Origin of the sequence: Vibrio mangrovi (genome assembly GCF_024346955.1) — a bacterium.
Taxonomy (GTDB): domain Bacteria; phylum Pseudomonadota; class Gammaproteobacteria; order Enterobacterales; family Vibrionaceae; genus Vibrio; species Vibrio mangrovi.
On record NZ_AP024884.1, the window covers coordinates 266,793 to 285,078 of the forward strand.

The 18,286-nt window shown below is 47.4% G+C and carries 20 protein-coding genes; 7 read left to right on the top strand and 13 right to left on the bottom strand.

What is annotated here, in order from left to right; translation table 11 throughout:
- The first annotated feature begins 170 nt into the window (after positions 1–170).
- Genes OCU74_RS17445 through OCU74_RS17455 form a run of 3 tightly spaced genes read left to right on the top strand, consistent with a single transcriptional unit; the run spans position 171 to position 3,291 of the window.
- Entirely contained in the window at positions 171–1,553 is a 1,383-nt protein-coding gene (locus tag OCU74_RS17445; protein ID WP_159457419.1) for a four-carbon acid sugar kinase family protein, read from the top strand.
- On the top strand, positions 1,550–2,536 hold the full coding sequence (gene pdxA, locus OCU74_RS17450; RefSeq protein ID WP_087481085.1) for a 4-hydroxythreonine-4-phosphate dehydrogenase PdxA: 987 nt from the start codon (positions 1,550–1,552) through the stop codon (positions 2,534–2,536). The genes OCU74_RS17445 and pdxA overlap by 4 nt, the downstream gene beginning before the upstream one ends.
- Positions 2,533–3,291, top strand: coding sequence for a DeoR/GlpR family DNA-binding transcription regulator (locus OCU74_RS17455; protein ID WP_087481084.1), 759 nt, complete (start codon positions 2,533–2,535; stop codon positions 3,289–3,291). The genes pdxA and OCU74_RS17455 overlap by 4 nt, the downstream gene beginning before the upstream one ends.
- Positions 3,292–3,357: 66 nt before the next feature.
- Here the strand turns inward: OCU74_RS17455 and OCU74_RS17460 are convergent, their stop codons facing one another.
- Genes OCU74_RS17460 through OCU74_RS17495 form a run of 8 tightly spaced genes read right to left on the bottom strand, consistent with a single transcriptional unit; the run spans position 3,358 to position 9,975 of the window.
- Positions 3,358–4,257 (bottom strand): alpha/beta fold hydrolase, encoded by a 900-nt coding sequence (locus OCU74_RS17460; RefSeq protein ID WP_087481083.1) that lies wholly within the window; start codon positions 4,255–4,257, stop codon positions 3,358–3,360.
- Positions 4,254–6,053: a lysophospholipid acyltransferase family protein gene (locus OCU74_RS17465; RefSeq protein ID WP_087481082.1), complete on the bottom strand. Its 1,800-nt coding sequence runs from the start codon at positions 6,051–6,053 to the stop codon at positions 4,254–4,256. The genes OCU74_RS17460 and OCU74_RS17465 overlap by 4 nt, the downstream gene beginning before the upstream one ends.
- The gene (locus OCU74_RS17470) at positions 6,050–6,505 is read right to left on the bottom strand and encodes a hypothetical protein (protein ID WP_087481194.1); all 456 of its coding nucleotides are present in this window, start codon (positions 6,503–6,505) and stop codon (positions 6,050–6,052) included. The genes OCU74_RS17465 and OCU74_RS17470 overlap by 4 nt, the downstream gene beginning before the upstream one ends.
- Positions 6,506–6,537: 32 nt before the next feature.
- Complete coding sequence (locus OCU74_RS17475; protein ID WP_087481081.1) at positions 6,538–6,981, bottom strand: YHS domain-containing (seleno)protein; 444 nt, start codon at positions 6,979–6,981, stop codon at positions 6,538–6,540.
- Entirely contained in the window at positions 6,978–7,730 is a 753-nt protein-coding gene (locus OCU74_RS17480) for an NRDE family protein (RefSeq protein ID WP_087481080.1), read from the bottom strand. The genes OCU74_RS17475 and OCU74_RS17480 overlap by 4 nt, the downstream gene beginning before the upstream one ends.
- Positions 7,731–7,733: 3 nt before the next feature.
- Positions 7,734–8,291, bottom strand: a complete 558-nt coding sequence (locus OCU74_RS17485) for a hypothetical protein (RefSeq protein WP_087481079.1) — start codon at positions 8,289–8,291, stop codon at positions 7,734–7,736.
- A 26-nt stretch (positions 8,292–8,317) separates the two neighbouring features.
- Positions 8,318–9,451: an ATP-grasp domain-containing protein gene (locus OCU74_RS17490; RefSeq protein ID WP_087481078.1), complete on the bottom strand. Its 1,134-nt coding sequence runs from the start codon at positions 9,449–9,451 to the stop codon at positions 8,318–8,320.
- Complete coding sequence (locus tag OCU74_RS17495) at positions 9,448–9,975, bottom strand: DedA family protein (RefSeq protein ID WP_087481193.1); 528 nt, start codon at positions 9,973–9,975, stop codon at positions 9,448–9,450. The genes OCU74_RS17490 and OCU74_RS17495 overlap by 4 nt, the downstream gene beginning before the upstream one ends.
- 555 nt (positions 9,976–10,530) lie before the next feature.
- Here OCU74_RS17495 and OCU74_RS17500 point away from each other — a divergent pair.
- Positions 10,531–10,986 (top strand): hypothetical protein, encoded by a 456-nt coding sequence (locus tag OCU74_RS17500; protein WP_087481077.1) that lies wholly within the window; start codon positions 10,531–10,533, stop codon positions 10,984–10,986.
- Between the two features lie 104 nt (positions 10,987–11,090).
- On the opposite strand, the gene OCU74_RS17505 is transcribed toward OCU74_RS17500, so the two are convergent.
- Positions 11,091–11,633 carry a flavin reductase family protein gene (locus OCU74_RS17505; RefSeq protein ID WP_087481076.1) on the bottom strand — a complete coding sequence of 181 codons (543 nt, stop codon included), beginning with the start codon at positions 11,631–11,633 and terminating at the stop codon, positions 11,091–11,093.
- 113 nt (positions 11,634–11,746) lie between these two features.
- Positions 11,747–12,079, bottom strand: coding sequence for a MerR family transcriptional regulator (locus tag OCU74_RS17510; RefSeq protein ID WP_087481075.1), 333 nt, complete (start codon positions 12,077–12,079; stop codon positions 11,747–11,749).
- Positions 12,080–12,148: 69 nt separating this feature from the next.
- On the opposite strand from OCU74_RS17510, the gene OCU74_RS17515 reads away from it, so the two are divergent.
- Complete coding sequence (locus tag OCU74_RS17515) at positions 12,149–12,520, top strand: EthD domain-containing protein (RefSeq protein WP_087481074.1); 372 nt, start codon at positions 12,149–12,151, stop codon at positions 12,518–12,520.
- A gap of 54 nt (positions 12,521–12,574) precedes the next feature.
- Here OCU74_RS17515 and OCU74_RS17520 read toward each other — a convergent pair whose 3' ends face one another.
- From OCU74_RS17520 to OCU74_RS17530, 3 genes are read right to left on the bottom strand one after another with little or no spacing between them, the layout of a single operon-like run.
- Positions 12,575–14,644, bottom strand: a complete 2,070-nt coding sequence (locus tag OCU74_RS17520) for an FUSC family protein (RefSeq protein WP_234993580.1) — start codon at positions 14,642–14,644, stop codon at positions 12,575–12,577.
- Positions 14,641–15,495 carry an efflux RND transporter periplasmic adaptor subunit gene (locus tag OCU74_RS17525; protein WP_087481073.1) on the bottom strand — a complete coding sequence of 285 codons (855 nt, stop codon included), beginning with the start codon at positions 15,493–15,495 and terminating at the stop codon, positions 14,641–14,643. Before OCU74_RS17525 ends, OCU74_RS17520 begins: the two co-directional genes overlap by 4 nt.
- 3 nt (positions 15,496–15,498) lie before the next feature.
- A complete protein-coding gene (locus OCU74_RS17530; protein WP_087481191.1) occupies positions 15,499–15,699 on the bottom strand; it encodes a DUF1656 domain-containing protein in 201 nt (66 codons plus the stop codon).
- A gap of 897 nt (positions 15,700–16,596) precedes the next feature.
- Between OCU74_RS17530 and ppnP the strand changes: the two genes are divergently transcribed.
- Positions 16,597–16,878 (top strand): pyrimidine/purine nucleoside phosphorylase, encoded by a 282-nt coding sequence (ppnP, locus tag OCU74_RS17535; protein WP_087481072.1) that lies wholly within the window; start codon positions 16,597–16,599, stop codon positions 16,876–16,878.
- A gap of 394 nt (positions 16,879–17,272) precedes the next feature.
- Positions 17,273–18,283: a UDP-glucose 4-epimerase GalE gene (gene galE / locus OCU74_RS17540; RefSeq protein ID WP_087481071.1), complete on the top strand. Its 1,011-nt coding sequence runs from the start codon at positions 17,273–17,275 to the stop codon at positions 18,281–18,283.
- Positions 18,284–18,286: the final 3 nt, after the last annotated feature.

Consider the following 18,286-nt stretch of genomic DNA (forward strand, 5'->3'; position numbering starts at 1 on the left):
TCCATTTAATCATTTGCTTAGTTTTAGTCATCACGATACCCCGTTTATTCATTTTTTTGCTTGATCTCGATCTCAAATAATCAAAATGATTAAAATTAATCAAAAATGTCTTTCTGATAAGACGTTTTTTGATTAATATGAATAAAAACGATAGAGGAATAAAAGCAGACATGTCGAATCAAAGCTTCACAGACCTGCCACAGATCATCGTGTCTGATGACTTTACCGGGGCAAATGATATCGGAGTGGGATTAGTGGATTCCGGTTCACGGGTGTCCGTGATTCTGAATCCGTCGTCCCGGACAGCACTTCGCTCTGATACGGCTTATGTATTGTGTTCCGATAGTCGGGATGATGAAGCTGCGGTTGCGAAGGGAAAATTACAGCAACTGATCCGACTATATCCGGAAATGGTGCAGCAACAGGTTTTGCTTAAGAAAGTTGATTCGACATTGCGGGGAAATATCGGCGCTGAGATTGCGTCTTTTGTTGATATGCATTTCCCGCTTGCCATTGTTGCGATCGGTGCACCGGAAGCAGGGCGCCGGACCACACAAGGATACTGTTATGTCCATGATCAGCTGCTCACCGAAACCGAATATGCCTCTGACCCGAAATCGCCGGTTCGTTCAGCCCGGATCAAAGTGTTACTGGAAACACAGACAGCTCTGACTGTGGATGAATTGTTTATCGACGAAGTCCGAACCGCATCATTGGCTGAGCGTCTGGAGTCGCTTCATCGATCCGGTGCTCAGGTAATTGTCTGCGATGCAGAAACCGCATCTGACTTACGGGCAATTTATCAGGCTGCGACTCAGTTGAGTTGCCACACACTGCTGGTGACGACCGGAGAAATGGCTGCGGCGGTAAAACCGAGGGCTGCATCTCATCAGGCACTCTGTATACCCAATGCGATGCCTCTGCTGGGAGTCATCGGTTCGATGAGTCAGGTCACGCTTGAACAGGTAGAAGCGCTGGAATCTCACCAAAACGTCACCATGCTTGATGTCAGTGTGGCTGATGTTCTCAGCCCAGAAAGAGAGAAATATCAGCACTCATTGGTACGGGATATCACCGCGAGTCTGAAAAATCATCATCACTGTTTGATTTGTACCTGTCAGAATGCCGCCCAACGGCATGAAATCCAAGAGATTTGCGATGCATTCAATCTTTCCCGTCCGGAGCTGGGAAACCGGCTCAAGCAGTTTTTGGCACAGGTTGTCCGGTCAGTGATGCAACCGGCTCATCAGCATTTGCCGGGATCTTTATTACTGTGTGGCGGTGATATTGCGCTGGCAGTCTGCCGTGAACTGGAGGGTGATCAGTTCGAACTCCAGGGGATGATCGCAGGATGTCTGCCCTGCGGCACGTTGTCTTATGGCAACCGGTCATCTTTGGCTGAATTGACCATTCCGGTTTTTACCAAAGCCGGAGGATTCGGTGACCCCACCAGCTTTACACAACTGATTGAATTTTTAGAACATTATCGGTTTTCGGAACACATGCAGCTTGGGGAACAAGTACAGTTTTTGCAACAAGAGGATAAATCATGAACGGTATCATCGGTATTACCATGGGCGACCCAGCCGGGATTGGCCCGGAAATTATTATGAAGGCACTGGCAACCCCGTTGTTGTCCGGCCGCAAATGTATTGTGATTGGCAGTGCGGAGATCCTGCATTTAGTGCAGGATAAAGGGCTCAGCCCTGCACTTGATATTCATACGATAGAGCAGGTTGAAGATGCGGTTTTTGCTCCGGATGTTGTGAATGTCATCGATATTCCACTGACTGATCCGGCTGCATTTCGTTTTGGAGAAGTACAGGCTCAGGCCGGTGATCTTGCCTACCGTTGTATTAAAAAAGCAACGGAGCTGGCAATGAATGATGAAATCTCTGCCGTTGCGACAGCGCCGCTGAACAAGGAAGCATTACATTTGGCCGGACACCATTATCCCGGCCATACAGAATTGCTGGCCCATTTAACCGGGACCAAAGACTTTGCTATGGTTCTGTATACGGATACGTTGAAGGTGATTCATGTTTCGACCCATATTTCTCTGCTGAATTTCCTGAAAAATCTCAGTCAGGAACGGGTTGCTACCGTTATCGGCATTGCCGATTCATTCATGAAAAAGGCGGGATTTGAACATCCGCGGATTGCGGTTGCTGGTGTGAATCCTCATGCCGGAGAGAACGGTCTCTTCGGTGAGGAAGAAAATACGATCCTGAATCCGGTGATTCAGGCAATGCAGGAAAAAGGTCTGGATGTTTCCGGCCCATGCCCGCCGGATACGGTGTTTTTACAGACCAAACAAGGTCAATACGACATCGTTGTGGCAATGTATCATGACCAGGGCCACATTCCATTGAAACTGATGGGGTTTTATGATGGCGTTAATATTACAGCTGGATTACCATTCTTCAGAACATCCGCCGACCACGGGACCGCATTTGATATCGCATGGACCGGAAAAGCAAATCCGGAAAGTATGATCACTTCGGTCGAACTAGCAGTGAAATTAAGCAATATATGAAGAATCAGTATCGGGTTGAAAAAATAGTTGAATACTTAACTGTCCATAATCTGGCGACAGTTGAGGATTTGGTTAAAGTTGTCAAAGTATCACCGGCGACAATACGTCGTGATCTGGTCAAACTGGATGAACAAGGGGTGATCACCCGAACACATGGCGGCGTCTCTCTCAACCGTTTTGTGGCGTCGCAGCCGACCACCAATGAAAAAATCATGCAGAATCCCCGCGAAAAGAACCTGATCGCCGAAGCGGCAGCAGCTTTGGTCAGTCCGGGAGATTCTGTCGTGCTTGATGCCGGAACGACATCAATGGCACTTGCCAGACACTTTATCGATATTCCGCTGCGGGTGATTACCGTCGACCTGCACATTGCACTATTCCTTTCCCAGTACAAACAAATTGAAGTGATTGTTGCCGGAGGCCGGGTTGATGACAGTAGTCAGTCAACGGTTGGTGAGCATTGCCGTTCTCTGCTGCGTTCGATTAACCCGGATATTGCGTTTGTCACCTGTAATTCGTGGAGTGTTGAGCGGGGCATCACCACGCCAACGGAAGAGAAGACCATCCTCAAACGGGATCTGATGGCCAATGCCGATAAGAAAATCATGATCGCCGACAGTAGCAAATACGGGAAATACTCCCTGTTTAAAGTGTGTGATCTGCATGAAATAGACATGATCATCTCTGACCGGCAATTGGATGATGAAGTTCAGTCTCAACTGGCATTGAATGGTATTCATCATATTTTGGTCTGACTTGTAGGGTAACGGATGGATAAGTAATGATTGTCTTTCCATCCGTACTTTTCGTGTATGTGCTGTTTAACTCCTGCCTGCCATTTCACGGATTGCTGCATCTACCAGATCCGGGTGTTGCAGATGGATCAGATGACCGGCTTCCGGAATCCACTCGATTTCCAACTGACTCTGTTTAAACAGGGATTTGGCGTAGTTAGCATTTTCCGGGATCACCAGTTCATCTTTGGTTCCCTGTAATATGGTAATGGGGACGGACAGTCGGGCAAGCCGGCTCTGGACCTGAGCCAGACTGGTGGAAAGCTGTAACACCTCCATATTTGAGTAATACCAGTGATCCGGCACCCAGGCATGCGGCAGCCAACTGAGCAGACTGTTATACCAGCGGTACTCTGCCAGTTTCGGGCTGATGTCTCCGGCCAGAATGACCACTCCACGAACATATTCCGGGTAAAATGAAGCCAGAATCGGGGCAAGAGATCCTCCCAGAGAGTGACCGACCAGAATGAATTTCTGGTGGTTATTCTGCTGCCAGATCTGTTGCAGCGCCGGGCCAATCAAACTGGCCTGCTGTTCTAAATTGGTTGGAAATTCTGTACCGGGATAACCGGACTGTCCCCAACCGGGCCGATCCAGTGAAACCAGCCGGAATTGCCGACGCAGATCATCATCCAGAAAATAACGGGCGAAGCTGTTCCAGCCGCCGGGTGTGCCGTGAACAAACACGACTGTCGGACGACTCTTCGCGCTGTCGTCACTACTGACATAACGGAGCTGGTAGCTCTCGTTTCCCTGCCCGGCAGACACGATATGCGTTTTGATCAGATTCGGGGTATCGAGCACTTGCCGGGTTGTCTGCTTGTTCTGTTCAATCTCCTTTGGCATAGAACAACCGGCGAGTCCGATGAACAACAATGCCGTGAACCATAATCTGATGGATAAGGGTTCTATGGACAAGAGCTTCATACCTGAGGCTCCTTCTGAGTCATATTCCGGCCTGAGTCTTGCGATGATGGTTTTTCTCCAGAGAGATAGTGCACAGCTTCCGACCTCCCCATATATTTTGCCAGCGTTCCCAGCGGGACATTCTTCAGGTTAACGACAATCAGGCCGTCCAGTGTGTCCTGAAAAGCGTGGTCGACATTAAAACAGACCAGTTTGCCATTCATTTTCAGATACTGTCGTAACAAAACCGGTAAACCTTTGCCTTGTTCCATTCGGGTAAGTACTTTGGACAGCAGCGCGACGTTGGCAAGTGACGACAGCAGATGAGGCTGCCAGAAGATTTTTCCGCTATTGCGCAGTGGTGTCCGTGGCGCGACCAGTGTGGCTTTTTCCCGGTCATAATGATGAATCGACAGGGTTGCGGCCATCAGTTGTCTGGCAACGGCACTGTATTCATTGCTGATACTGACCGGGCCAAACAGATGAGTATAGCGGGGATGACGGACGACAAAGGCTGCGATTCCCTGCCATAGTAGTAAGAGTGAGTTGAGCTTTTTCTGGTAGCGCATTGCAACCACTGAACGACCAAGTTCAAGGCTACAGTCAAGTGTATCAAGGAAGGCTTGATCATAGTTGAACAGGCTGCGTGAGTAGAGTCCATCCAGACCGTACTGCCGGATCAACTGATCAACCATCCCGAGCCGGTAGGCTCCGACCAGACAACGATCGGTTTTGTGCCAGACAAACAGTTGGTGATAGTAGAGATCATACTCATCCAGATCACAGGCGAGTCCGCTTCCTTCGCCGACGGCCCGGAAAGTTTCTTCCCGAACCCGGCCGATTTCCCTGATCGTATAGGGAATCAACTGGCTGGGAGCGCAGTAGACGGCATACTCTCCCTGATCCAACAGATGCATTGATTCAGGCAGGTTTTGCAGCTCCTGCTCAATAAGGTCCGGTGAAACCGGGTCAATGATTGGTGCACTGAAGTCGTGAGAAGTCTGGTTTTGTTCTGTGGTAGGTGCCGGACGCATCAGATAGGTGTTGAGCCGCAGGTAATTGACCAGATCCCGGTCGTCTTCAATATTTGCGATTTCACTGTAGCTGATAGTTTGCCCGACAGAAATATCGATCCGGGTCGCATTTTTATGCAGCATTTCCCGCGCCAGTAATGCTGTGCGTAGCAACGGATGTATTTTCCCCGCCCGGTAAAATAGCTGACTGTTGCGGCCGTTGATAAAAATCGGAACCGTTGCTGCCTGACTGCGGCGGATGAACTTTGCTACCGAGCGGCTCCATTCAATATCGGCCAGCTCTGTTGAGCCTTTGGGATAGGTTGAGACTTCCCCGGCCGGGAAGATAATCAGTGTTCCTCCATCAGCAAGGTGGCGGTGAGCATCGCGGATTGCCGCCCGGTTCATCTGTTGGGATGATTGTCCTTCGAATACATCTACACCGATAAATAATTCATCCAGTTCTGGCAGACGTTTGAGCAGATGGTTCGCCAGTACTTTAACGTCCGGGCGGATCGAACCAATCAGATCCGCCAGAATCACACCTTCAATTGCACCCAGCGGATGATTGGCGACAATCACCAGCGGACCAGTCCGGGGAATTGTTTCGACAGAACCAGAACTCAGCCGGTAATCGATATTTAACACTGACAGGGTGTAGCGCATGAACTCGAAGCTGGAAAGTTGCTGCGGCCTTTTCTGATACAGCGTATCGAGCTTACCGAGTCCGGTGACCCATTCCAGTAGTGACTCTCCGAGTCCGAACGGGGTATAACGGTGAAGACGAAACGGGCTGGTGGTCATGAGTGACTCCTTTTTACAAGACGATGCAGAATCCCTTGCTCGGACTGAAGATCTTTGAGCGTTAGATAGATCGCGCACAACAAAATGAGGCAGGCCATGCCAAACAAAAGACCACCGTCATCACCGATTACCCGGCCTGCGGCATCATAAGCGGGCATTCTGATACCCAGAGGTGTAAACAGATGGAAGAAAACCGCGCCGCTCATCAGGCCGGTTGCTAGAAGTGCGCCGAGTCCATGCCAACGACTGAATAGCAGAATGCTGGCAATCAGTTCTGCCGTACCGATGATATATGCACCATAGGCACCGAAGAAGTCCAGCCCTGACCATTCCCCCAGCGTACTGAAGATGTAGATTGTTTCCGGGGCGTCGCTGAACTTATAGAACAGCGATTGAATGAACACAAATGCAATAAAGGCTGCCGGAAGATATTTGCTGATTTGGAATTTCACAGGGTACTCCTTATTTTGATCAGGTTGATTCATCATTTTTGGCTCAGCAGGGCAGGCCAGTTTTTGTCACCCTCTTTGATCAGATTTTCACGATCATTGTCCCAGCGTCTTTTCACTTCTTTGTTGTAATTGAGATACAGTTTGTCATTCACAACCGCCCATAATTCAGGGTCTCCGGGGGCAAAGTCATTGACTGCGGCGACGGCCCAGGCACAGTAACCACCGTATTGAGGGGCATATTTTTCCGGGTTGGAGGTGAACATATTTAAATGTTCGGCAGATGCGAAATACCAGTCGGCTCCCATGTAGCTGGTTTTAAACTGAGATTTGCCTTTGACCGGCTGATGATCGGTAAAATAAGCAACGGTGTCATAACCACTGACAGCTTTATTACTGAAGAAACCGGTGTAGATAGGATCTTCGGCCATCGCGAAAGGGCTGAACAGAATCAATAGTCCGATAATATAGGCTTTCATGCTGACCTCCTGTGGTCGTCAATATTTAAAGAATAACGGTGTGTCGTTAAAGATTGCTCTGATAGCTCACAGCAGGGTGAACCGGGGATATACACCATCTCTTTGTGTGTGTTGGATACACTGATATGGGTGAAACTGACGGTATGAGCGTCTTCCCGGTGCATGCAGACCGAAAGGTGGCCAGAATCCGGTGCATGGTTGCGGTGGAAATCCAGCGCGTTTTGAAAAGTTGGCGTGAATTCGAGGTGCTGGTGATAGGCTGAATGGCGATAAGCCTGTACGCCTTTCAGATCAATCCCGGACGAAAACAGCGGGCAGCGGGTCGGATAGATCCGTACTTTTTCTCCGTCCCACTCACAAGCGGTGACGTCTTTGCCGCCGCTGCAGACTTGTGTGTCAAAAGCCAGTAGCGTAAACGGGGCAAACTGCTGTGGAAGTATCTGCTGAAACCACTCGGTCACCTGTTTTGCTGAGACTGCCCCGGAGAGCATTCTGACCAGTTGTCCACGGCTGGTAAGTGGTCCGGAAGGCTCTTTGCCCTGATAGTTGTTAAGTAAGCAGAGCGAGACGCCGTATTCGTTGAGGCTGATCCAACTGCCTTGTCCGACCGGATCGATGGGCATCAGAACAGAGACACCATCAATCTCAAACTGCCGGGGCGAATGCGCCAGTGCGCGGCTTTTCTGCTCGTCCCGGTTGAAGAAGAGCTGATAACCGTCCGGGGTGAGAAACCATGATACTGAGCACATAGCTTATTTCCCCCTCAGGTAAGATGCTGTAGTTGGGGCATAACCCAAAGCATCATCAGTTTCCACGTGATGCAGGCTGAGTGTTGCTTTCGCCATTGCAAAGTGGTGAGTTGCATGTAACGCAGCAAAAGTGAGTTCTCTTTCCTGCGTTGACATCATTTCGCAAACCTCGGTTTGAGTCAGGGAAACCTCAGTCAGCATTCTGACCGGTTTGGTCAGACTGGCCGGTTCTATCCAGTTAAGCCAGTGAATGAATTCATCAATCTCAGCTATTGCTTTTTGCCGGGAGGTTTCAACAGTGTCACCACGGCGGCGCTGGTTGTAATCGATGATGCCATCAGCATGGTAAATCGCCTGAAACACGTCGAGCAGATGGCGAAAATGCTGCCCGACAGTACTGGTAATGTGCGGTGGTGCAGCATAGCAATACTGCTCATCGGTAATTGACTGTAAAAACTGATATCCCTGTTCCAGCGTTTCGATGCATCCCTGCGTTGCCACAGTCGGCTGAGGGGGATAGTGTGTCTGAGCTAAATTTTCAGAAGTCGTTAACATAAGAATGCCTCATTCAATCCATTGATATTGGTTTAATCTGTTGTGGGATAATGCCGGGTCAGCCGACGTTCTGTGCGCCATGCACGAATTAGTGAACGAAGGGACGGCGGACGGTAGCCCCGGCGTTTTTGTCTGGCCCCGATTTCAAACAGAATGCGGTATTGACGAAGCAGCGTTGTGACGATTTCCCACAGGGATGTATTGCGATCCCAGATGTGGGTCGCTTCGCTGCTGGCTCCGTTTATTTCCAGAATAGTGAAGTCTGTTCCGGCCATCAGATGGTGGATATCGAGGAACTTGATATCGAGCCGTCCGTAGTAATAGCCGTCAACATCGGCAAGAATTTCATCCAGCCGTTGAGTGAGTGCCTTGGTAATGTAGCGGTTGCCGTCGCGGAATATTGAACCCCGGCTATGGCTTCCGGCAAATGCCAGTTGAAACTCTTCTCCCTGTGGAACCACCCAATCCAGTCTGTGCTGATGGCGGGGCAGATAGAGATGGCTGAGTTGACCAGCCCTCGGATTCATGTCAATGAGTTCTTGCAGCGTATGAATACCATCGCCAACGACGAAGGGTGTATATTTCAGTGTGACGGAAATGATTCTGCCTTGTTTTTCTCCGGGATAACGGACATAGAAAATACCGGCTTCTGCCTGATAAGGTGCTTTTTGTTGTAACAGGAAACGGGCCTGTTGCGGAAACTGAGCAATGTAGTCCTGTAATTGTTGTGGATGATTAATTAGCCTGACACCGGCTCCCCGGCAGCCGAGATCCGGTTTGGCAACCAGCGGAAACTGCAGCCCGGCCTGAGTTAGTGTTTGTTGTGCCTGACGGGTTTGCTCTTCAACTGGCTCGTCTGTTCTGGTCAGGGTAATAAATGGGGCAATCCATTTTTGTGCCTGAGGACCGGCAAGACTTAAAATATCATGTTTGGATTCACCCACCATGCCACTGAGCTCGATAGTCGGGTTGGCGACTAACGGCAGACGCAGATCACCATAACGGACTCCCAGCAACAGACTTTGTACGACGACCGGTGCATAAAATAACCAGCCGGGAAGAAACTCAAACGGAGAAACCGCCCGTTGTGTGTCAGCCTCCAGTGCCGGCATGCCCGCATTGATTTTATCAGCACGAATACACTGAACGTGAAATGTTGAATTCATAACAATCCTCTTGTATATGAGTGACGGACAAACCGATTGATGAGAAATAGTGCTGTGGTTGCAACAGGGATCAGAACCCATTGGTACTGGGCAGCCTGAGACCAGACATTCGATCCCAACAGATAGACCACAGTGAAAACAAGGGCGGTCCAGATTGCAGTGGCAAAGGTGACGGCACTGAGAAACAGCGATAAGTTCAGTGAAAAGAAACCACTAAGTGTGAAGCCAACCGTTCTTAATCCGGGAATGAAACGGATTACGAAGAGCTGGTAGAATGCGCCCCGGCGCAAACGGCTGCGAACCGTTTTAAAAGAACGATGACGCAGTGTTTTATAGCGCAGCCAGCGCGACGTCCGGGCATAGCGTCCCAGATAATACAAGCCGAGATCGCCGGTGATGATGCCGATCATAATTGCAATTAGTGCTGCCAGCATAGACAGCTGCTCCTGTGCCGCCAGAGAGGCAGCCGTGACAATTGCTGCGTCTTCCAACAGATAAGAAAGCAGAATAATACCGACAATCATCAGTCCGGCAGATGTCTGCTCTGCGGTGATCAGTTGTTGAAGTTCCGTTATCAAAAGTAAGACCTCGCCTGTTTGACAGATATTCGGGCTCTTCCGTCACTTGCTTTATAAAAAGCAAAGCAACTTGTGAATCCGTTGATGGTTTGTCGTGGCAAAGCAAAGGTTTCTTACACAAGAATAGTTATTTTTATGAAAAAAACTCGGAATGGACAGCAAGAAGCGAACCTTACATGAGCATGAATCTGTAAGTTTCTTTTTATTATCAGATGGTTGTAATCTAATCGGTCGTTATTGATGATGAAATCGCAAGTGTATTAAAAACCAGCAGATATGATGATTGACGGGCTGAATTTTTGGCTGTTACAACATATATGAGATAAGTGGCAAACCGGAATAGGGCGGACTATTGTTAAGATTAGAAGGCTAGGAGCCCGAAATCAGCTTACTGGATCACATTATTTTGTGTAAAAAAATAAAACAAAACTGAACAGTACGGTTTACATATGAGTGTGCATCAAGTAAAGTCATAGTATTGTCATAACTGGAGTAAAACATATGAAAACGTTTGTTATTGGCATTGTCGCTATGTTGTTAACCGCATGTGCTAACAACACGAACCCTACACCAAATGCTAAAAGTTATCTTATGGAGGAAGGTTATACATACGAAGATGTAAAATCAGACCTTTCTCTTCAAGAGATTGAAAAGCCATTAGAAGTACTTTTAAACCGTTGCTACCGTTCTTACAGTGTAACTACAGGATATGCAACGAGTAAGAATATAACATTTACAATTATTAAGGAACCAGTACAACAAGGTCAGGAATACTGGATTAATCAATCTGTTGAGAATGACGGCAATTTTTATTTGCTCCATATACTCGTCAAAGAAACAGACAATAATGATGGTGTGATTCTGTCACCGACAGTCATTCACCGGATGGGTAATATCGGTGTGGATCAGTTGCATGATATTGCTGTTGGCAGAACGCCTTCTTGTCCGACATTCTGATTCTGACATCAGATAGAAATGAATGCAGGTTTGTGTAAGCAGGCCTGCATTATTTTTGTGTCATCGACAATTTAAGTTATCTTCTGTTCTGAAACCGGTATGGGTTATACACCATCCGGAAGTTTGGAACGCATCATGACCCGGCGGTCGAATTTCTGTCCGTCGGCGACAAAAGTACCGTCACCAATTGCATGAAAGGCCCGGTTTTCTTCCCGGGATGAATTCAGATATGCGTCAATCGCTTCGAGGACAATGATATTGTGATCTTCAATTATGTCGATCACACGGCATTCAATATTTGCCAGACATTCCTGAATGAGCGGTGCACTGACATGACTTGCCTGAATCGGTGTTAAGCCAAATTTTTTAAATTTATCGGTATCTGCGCCAGAGCAGGTTCCGATACCGATAACCTGATCAATCAGATCAACTGCCGGAATGGCAATGACACATTCTTCCGATGCCTGAAGTGCGGCATAAGAGTAGTTCCATCGGCCAGTCGTAATTGCAAATCTCGGGGTAAAATCCATAACCATCGTCCAGGTGATGGTCATGATATTGCTTTTCTCACCATTGTTGGTGGTGACCAGGACCACCGGACCTGATTCCATAAGTGTGAATACTTTATTGAGCGGCATCCTTTCCATGATTGCCTCCTGACGGGATTGATCATAACAGTTTATGTCAATATTGGTTTGGTTGCATATTTGACTTGTTCTTTTGATAACCCGTAAAGCATCGAATCAGAGAAATCCATTGTTTATACATATTGGGATAAGGTTGCTTTCGCCTGAATTAAGTTGGCTACCGATTGATCAATCTGTTCTATTTTCCGGGTAATTTTTTCTTTTAACTGCCCGCAGATCTGCCCGTCTTTTGCTTCCAACTGGCATTGCATGACCGGGCGGATATCTTCAATGGTAAAACCGACGTCTTTCAGTATTTTTATTTTATTGATCTGTTCAATATGCTCTGCGGTGAATTGGCGATAACCCGATGCTGTCCGTGTAGGGATCAGTAATCCTCTTTCTTCGTAATAACGGATCATCCTGATACTCACCTGAGTTCGTTTAGATAGTTCGCTAATTTTCATTCCGGCCTCTTGACTCTGACAGTACTGTCATACTTTAACATGATCCTCAGTCATAAGGAGGATAGAAAAATGATGAAGTTGATATGTATTGTGAAGCGATTACCTGAGTTAAGTTATGAAGAGTTTCTGGATCACTGGTGTTACCAGCATGCAGACTTGATCAAAAAATATGCGGATGTTCTGGGAATCAATAGATATGTTCAGAGCCAGTCGATCGAATCTCGTGAGATTCAGTCACAGATGACATCACTGAGAAATATGACGGATTTTGACTTTGATGGTATTGCGGAGCTTTGGTATCCCAGTCTTGAAATCCATCTGAATAGCAGAAACACACTTGAAGGTGCACAAGCGCTTGAAGAAATTATTGCTGACGAGAAACGGTTTATCGATTTATCCAGATCCCGAATGTGGTACAGCTGTGAATATACTGTTTTATAGTATGGTATGAGTGATGTCATTCGAAGAGGCACTATCAGCGTATTCGGATCTGAGTCAGTCCATCATTGTTGACTGGCTCACCGCTGCCGCAGTTCTTTCGAATGTTAATCCTATCCGTTGAATCATTCCCTGCATCATCAGAATATTTTCGTCTCCGATTTTTGCTGCTTGCAGTTCAGTCAGCAGTTGTTCTGAACTACACATAAACTGTTCACTGATTTTTCCCTGAGCTGCGAGCTCGTAGGTTTCAGCCAGTACTATTTGCCAGTCGTGATACGAGGAATTTTGCCGGTCGATGCCGAATGAGCCAAGCAGTCGCCCGATACGCAGACTGACGTGGCCGAGATTCAGACCGGTCAGAATAATATCGGTCATTATTTGTCTCTCAGGTACAGAACCGCCGACAGCCGAGCGTAATAAACGATCAGTCATCCGGGCGTTAAACCGGGTTTTCTCGTATTCCCGGTTGGTTGCAGATAATGATTTCAGGTCGTTGACCGTGGCTTTTAACACACCTTTCTGAATCAGTTTCAGTCCGGGACCGGTGATAATCTGAAACAGCCAGTACAACAGATATGTTCCGGTAATAATTCCAAGTCCGCTGCTTAATGTGAAATCGATAGAGAATGAGGTGCTCATATCGGGGCCGGGCCGGATCAGAATGGTGAAGGGAATACAGAATCCGAGCCCATAGGGAAGCGTCTGGCGGTTTGCCAGTGCCAGCAAACCGAGAAAATAGGGGCCGGCGAGTACCAGCAACAGCAGAATATAATCATCTGAGCTTTGAGCAAGGATGTTGAGCGCATAAAAAATTGTGACACACAATGCCACAAGCGCACTTATGGTGAGCCGTTTCAGGACAATGGTGACAATATTCAGCGGCAGGCGCGCCATCATCATGGAAAAAATCACGGGCAGAATCATCATCATAATGACGGCTGACGAGCCGGTAAAAATCCATAAGGCAGCAGAGATTGAAAATACGCTCACGGTTCTTAAAGCAACCGAAAAACCAATCCATGGATCGTGGTGAGGCTGAAATTTCGGCGCATTCAAGCGGGTGCCTTCCCGGTGAAAAATTGCCTGATAGGTGGTTAATACCACGGTTAGGTCTGCCGTCATTTCCATTGCAGTTTTAACCAGCCTTAATTCCAGAGGTGTTGTCTGACCGGTTGACTGTTTGAGTATCAGTAGCTTTTGCCGCAGGGTTTTGGCGATCTGATAGCAGACTTGCCGGTCAGTTTCTTCTCTCATCTGGCAGACCGACTGGCGAATATCCTGTACGACGGTATTGAGAAATGGACTGTCGAGCTCTGGATGATAGCGCTTGAGGCGGCCGAATATCTGGATGACGGCCAGCAATGACATAATTTTGTTATTCAATAGGGAAATAGCCCGGAAAATTCCAGGTCCCTGCGGACCTTCATACTGAACGGCACTAGTGTTTTCGTTGAGTTGGGTCAGGGTTTCCAGAATAGAATCAAGGGACTGATGTCGTTCCTGATGTGTTTTACTCTCGTCCAGTTCCAGCACCAGATAATGTAATGTCTGATTAATTACGGTTCGGGAGAAGGTGTGCAGACTGTCTTTGACATGTGTCGGCCAGAAAAACAAACTAATGAAGGTGGCACACAGTGAACCGACAATCAACTCACTCATCCGGGCCTGAGCAATATCGAAAACCGTATGACTTGAAATAACCGATGCCGGTTGTGCCATGGTCAGTACCACAATCAGAATCGGTGTGACACCGGCCATGGTATAAGCGTAGATTGCATTCGGATTGCGGACCATTGCTGAGAAATACGCGGTAATTGCCAGCCATAACCCCAGCGCCGGTAACGCCAGCTCAGGAAAAGGTATCAGCCAGTCGAGGATCAGAATTCCGACACCGCCGCCAACCAGTGTTCCGGTAATCTGGCTGATTCCTTTCTCGATAACCAGACCGCTTTCCGGACGAAGCTGAAGAAAAACGGCAGAAACTAATGCCCAGTAAGGGCGATCCAACTGGCAATACATGGCAACATACAGTGAAAGTGCCATGGCAATGATTCCTTTGGTCGCAAAAATGACCGCAGGCCGCTGCGGGAAGAAGATCGTACGGGCAAGAAGAGGAACACTCACCGTGCAGATTCCTGGATGGTTACTGATGCGGTCATCCCGGCACTCAACTGGTGTTGATCGGTATTTTCGTCCAATCGAATATTGACCGGGATTCGTTGGGCGAGACGTACCCAGTTAAAGGTTTGCTGAATTTGTGGCAACAGCTGTCCGTTGGTATTGGTATTGTTGTTGGCAATCGCCCGTCCGATGCTGATCACTTGTCCGTGGAGCGAATGTCCGCCGTTCATTAACTGGATGATTGCAGGCTGGCCGACCTGAATTCGTGTCAGTTTGGTTTCCTCAAAATAACCGGTCACGTAAAAGGAGTTTTTCTCGACCAGTGCCAGTACGGAAGTGCCTTGTCTGACATAGTTGCCGGAGCGCAGACTCAGGTTAATGACCGTGCCGTCAAACGGTGCACTCACTTTAGTTCTGGCCAGATTGAGCTGGGCTTCATCCAGTTTTGCCTGAGCCAGTTGATAATCCGCTTTGGCAATGTCCATATTGATTCGGGCAGTTTCCAGATCTTCGGTACTGATCGAATCGTGGCTGGGCAGGTTCTTACGTCGTTCATATTTGTGTTTGGATAACTCCCATGCCGCCAGCCGGTTTTCCAGTGTGGCATTGGCCTGAGAGACGGCTATTTCATAGCGTTTGGGATCTATCTGAAACAGAACTTGTCCTTGCCGGACATCCTGATTGTCGCTGACTTTCACCTGAGTGACAAAACCGGAAACATCCGGTGAGATCGTGATGATATGGGCATTGACTCTGGCATCTCTGGTCCAGGGCGTTAGCATATAGTGGTTCCAGAGCCAGTAACCGGAGAATGCAGCAATCAGGATAATGAGAATCGTTGAAAATTTTTTCATTGCTTATGCTCCATAAATTCTGACAGACAGAGACAATACACAGATAAAGAGACTCACCAGCACCCAGGCTGGTTTCCATAACCGGGAATAGAGGCCGGTCCGAAACAGCACCACCCGGAACAGGTAAGTGATCCCGAGGGCGACAGGAATATAAACCACGAACGGACTAAATAAGAGCCCCAGAAACGGAATTTCTTGAAACACCTGATTTTCCTTATAAGGCAACAGTGTCATTGCAGTGGGGAACTTCAACAATGAAAGTCCCTTGCTCAGGATGACATTCTCCGGAAAGGGGCAGTGGCTGAATTCCTCTGGCATCGTCCGGAGAGGCTGAAGAGAATGATTACACTCAGATAACCCATATACAGTGAGGCGGAGGCCTGCGTTATCTGAACAGAATAAATTTATGCTAGCGTATTCGTATTGATAAGAAAAGTATTAAATCGGGGCCGTCAGGTGAGGATTTAAAAAGAAAAAGACCCCCAGAGAAGCTCTGATGAGACTCCCTGAAGGCATGGGGAAGTGACAAAAGGCAGATGCCGGCGCCACTTAATTGCAAAACGTTTGGTTTGAGAAATTGGTTTTATACACCCAATGTCCCGAATTTGTTGTCAGAGACTGTTTTCTGGCACTTTTATGTCCCATCGGATGTTTTGCCGCGGAGGTGCTGTTTTCATCGGTTTACTGATGTTTTCGCCGTTTGTGTTTTGCATCAATATGTCTTCCGGTAAGGAGTCTCTCTATCTGTATCACTGCATGAGAGTCATTATCAAAGGTTGAAAGCATCATGCTATGAATACTGATTGAGTAAGTAGAATGGAGAGATGGTTCCCAATTTTTTGTTCTGGTACTAACTTGTTTTATTTTTTGTTATTTTTCAATAGATTATATTGTTTTTATGTTTGGGTTAATTTATCACCAGTCGATGGAATTTTGTTCATTTACGCCGAAAAATCATTTAAAGGGTAAATTTGACCATTTTCTGATAGTTTTCTCCGATAGCCTTCTGTTTTCATTATGTTGCTCAAGTGAAGAATTCTTGTTTTTAGCTACAGCATGAGTTACAACATATCACCAATAAAAACACTACAAGGAAGAAACATGATTCAGGTAAATACCTATTTTGACGGGAATGTAAAATCACTTGGTTTTGAACAGCAGGGCGAAGCCAACAGTGTTGGTGTGATGGCTCCGGGGGAATATACATTTTCGACTGCTGCGCCGGAGAAAATGACAGTGATTAAAGGCGAGCTTGTTATTAAGCGGGCTGAAGATCAGGAGTGGTTGTCATTTAAGAGCGGTGAAAGCTTTTCGGTTAACGGCAATGCATCATTTGATGTACAGGTGAAGGTAGCAACTGCATATTTGTGTGAATATCTGTAATTTGCTCATCCGGATGAATTGACTGCGCCATCTCAAAGAGATGGCGTTTTTCTTATTCCTGCCAACTTTTCAACTGACGTTACTTCCTCCTTTTCTTTGAACTCCCTTTTGCAAGCTCCCGGTCTTTGCGTATATTTTTTTGTTTCTGGGGCGTTATTACCACCCCATATACTGAGTTGTAGATTATGTTTCTGTAAACGTTTTACAAAAATGTGACATTTCTACTCATTAATAGTGATTAAAACTGTCTTATTCTCTTGTCTGTTCTTTATCATCATTTTGTGTAAACGTTTCCACTCTGTGGAATTAGTCACAGAAACAGGGTCGCCGGTGCTGCTAGACTTCCACCCATGTAATCAGTGGTTAAATTGAGACGCGAGAAGAGAGGTTAAGCATGGAAGTTCTTGTGACTGGTGGACTGGGATATATCGGAAGTCATACCTGTGTTCAGATGATTGAGTCAGATATAACGCCTGTCATTATCGATAATTTATGCAATGCAAAGACAGAAGTGCTGAACAGAATCGAGTCTCTGACGGGTGTCAGACCTGTGTTTCATCAGGGTGATATTCGGGACGAATCTTTCTTAAATCACGTTTTTTCACAACACCAGATTGAGGCTGTTATCCATTTTGCCGGCCTGAAAGCGGTGGGTGAGTCGGTTGCCAAACCACTGGAATATTATGATAACAACGTCAACGGCTCACTGGTTCTTGCCCGCAGTATGCGGCAGGCTGGTGTGAAGAGCATGGTATTCAGCTCTTCTGCAACGGTTTATGGCAACCCTCAGGTTGTTCCGATTACTGAAGATGCACCAACCGGTGCAACAACGAATCCCTATGGGCGTAGCAAATATATTGTTGAACAGTGTTTGTCTGATTTGTGTACGGCTGAACCGGAGTGGAGCGTTACTTTGTTGCGTTATTTTAATCCGGTTGGGGCGCATCCTTCCGGAACAATGGGAGAAGACCCGCAAGGCATACCGAATAATCTGATGCCTTTTATCGCTCAGGTCGCAGTTGGCCGTCGGGAGAAGCTTGCTGTCTTCGGTGATGATTACCCGACGGCAGATGGCACGGGCGTTCGGGACTATGTTCATGTCATGGATCTGGCCAATGGTCATATCGCAGCACTGCGGGCTGTTGGCCAGCAACCGGGATTACATACCTACAACTTAGGAACCGGGCAGGGTTCCAGTGTTCTGGACATGGTTCGTGCTTTCAGTGATGCATGCGGTTCTTCCGTGGCTTATGAAATTTGCCCAAGACGTCCGGGAGATATTGCCGAGTGCTGGGCAAGTACCGGGAAAGCATTGAGAGAACTGGGTTGGAAAGCGGAACGTTCCATTGCTGAAATGACGGCAGATACCTGGCGATGGCAATCTGCAAACCCAAACGGTTATTGATCG